This window comes from Mesorhizobium sp. B2-3-5 (assembly GCF_006442395.1).
Lineage (GTDB): Bacteria > Pseudomonadota > Alphaproteobacteria > Rhizobiales > Rhizobiaceae > Mesorhizobium.
This window is the reverse complement of record NZ_VFVX01000077.1, coordinates 1-2,132: the sequence shown is the minus strand read 5'-3', so window position 1 is coordinate 2,132 and position 2,132 is coordinate 1. Positions and strand designations below refer to the sequence as shown.

Annotated in this window: 1 protein-coding gene; it reads right to left on the bottom strand. The window is 60.5% G+C overall.

What is annotated here, in order from left to right:
- Positions 1-2,132: toxin TcdB middle/N-terminal domain-containing protein (locus FJ958_RS31370; protein WP_140749987.1), on the bottom strand; the 2,132-nt coding region annotated here is incomplete at both ends.

Genomic DNA, 2,132 nt, shown 5'->3' with positions numbered 1-2,132 from the left:
CACATTGACCGCATAGGTCTCGGCCACCTGCTTGTGCACGACACCGGCGCCATCCTTCCACACCGTCAGCGACGGCAAGCCATAGCTCGCCAGATCCTGGCGATAGGTGGTCTCGACCTTCGACGGCGCCGTCTCGCCATTGGCCAGCGGCTTCGTCTCGACAATCGAGGCGAAGCCCAGGAACTTGCGCGCCGCCGGATCGTAGGTGCCGCCGGCATACTGATAGGTGCTCACCGCCGTCTGGCCGCGGCCGTCGCCCACCGACAGTTTTGTCACCGCATGCACCACCTGCGGCAGGTAGTTGTTCGTCCAGGTCGAGGACGGCGTGTACTCGACCGCCACCGTGCCGCCGAGTTCCGTCGTGATCTGCTTGACAAGATTCGGATTGCCGGTTCCCGCATTCGAGATGAACATGTTGCTGGAAGAAAAGCTGGCGGAGTTCATAAAGTCGGGCAGGCCATCACCGTTGAAATCGCCGACAACCGTGCTGGCCGTAAGTGGCATCGGCAACGTGAACTCAACTGGTGTCATCGCCGTTGATGACGGTCGCAGCGAAAACACCCTTACAGGGCCAGTTCGGGGCTGCCCCGACGTGACCGTGCCGCCGATGGTGATGACGGACGCCCTGCCGCTGTTATCGAAATCGCGAAGCACGGCAGTCGTGCCCGGTATCGACGAGACAGTGTAACTCCTGAAGCCGGTGCCGGTCGACAGCCAGACCTGGGTGTTTCCATTGGTGCCGTTATAGACAATCACGTCCGTCGCACCGTCGCCGTTGACATCAGCCAAAACGCAGCTGCCGACCGACCCCGAATACGTCCCATTGGAGCATGCGATAGGAAACGACGTCGCACCTGGCTGCCACTTCCCATTCGACAGCACACCCTTCGTCGATGTGCCGTTAGGCCCCCAAAAGAGCGGCTGCTGTTTGCCATTGCCGAAGAAATCGCCAACGCCTTTCACTTGGTAGGTAGAGCCGCTGGGGTACGCTGTATCGACTCCAGTCCCGTTCGCGTCGGCAACGATCGGTCTGCCGAGGGCACTGCAGACGGCTTCGTAGCCCGCGGGTGTGCAACTCGTCTTTGTGAGCGCGAGTTGCGGATCGCTAGTAATTATCGAGCCATCGGTGACGGTCCTGGTGCCACCGTTGTGGCCGAATGGCTCTGAATACGTAGTCCGAACGGCAAAATCCGTGGTGTTCTTACTTGCAAGGAAACGACCGGAGTCCACAAAGGACTGGTGATCGTCAGGAAGGACTACAATGTGCGATTCCACTGTCGCTGACGCAGTGCCTGCCAGCCCTCCATTGGAGGCGAATTTGTAAATCCTCTCGGTGGTTGTTTCCGTGGTGGTTGTATCACCGCTGCTTCCGCCACTGTGTCGGGTGCTCGTGGCTGAGGACTCTCCAAAGATTTCATCGCGACCGTCGAAATCTAGATCTCCCACTGACCGTGATGAAAACTCGCCGCCGCCGGGAGGGAATGAAACGCTCACCGTGCCATAAATCCCATCGGTATTCTGATAGGTCATCTGGGCGATGATCTTGGCGGTGCCGCCGGTGATGGTGCCGTCGGCGGCGATGGTGGCGTCGATGCCGTAGCGGGTGACCTGGGTCAGCCGCGAGGTGTTGGAGAACGGCGCCTGGTCATAGGTCAGCTTGTAGGCGCCGCGCACCGCGCCGCTGACTGTGATGCCGATCGTCTTGATGCGCTGGCTGGTCTCGGAGATGTCGCGGCCATTGCCCATCAGGATCATATCCGGACGGGTCTCGTAGTAGAAGGTGACGCTGGTGCCGTTATAGGTGACGCTCGCCGGATAGCAGACCGGGCTCGCCGGGCAGGTGTAGCTGTAAGTGACGGTGTTGCCATTGGTGTCGATCACAGAAGTCAAGAGCCAGCGGTAGCTCATGGCAAGATCATAGGCTGGGTTAGGAACGGTGCCGCCGTGCCCATCCGGATTGGTCGGGGAAACTGTGATGCCGGCGACAGCCGCCACCGAGCGGAAGGTCGAGACCGTGCCGTCGCGATCCGTCACCTTCCATTCGTTGGTGGTACCGTTCAGCGCAATGCGGCGATAGCTTTCATTCTCCGTCGCATGGGTGCCGCCGGTCGAGCACGAGGGTGACACCATGC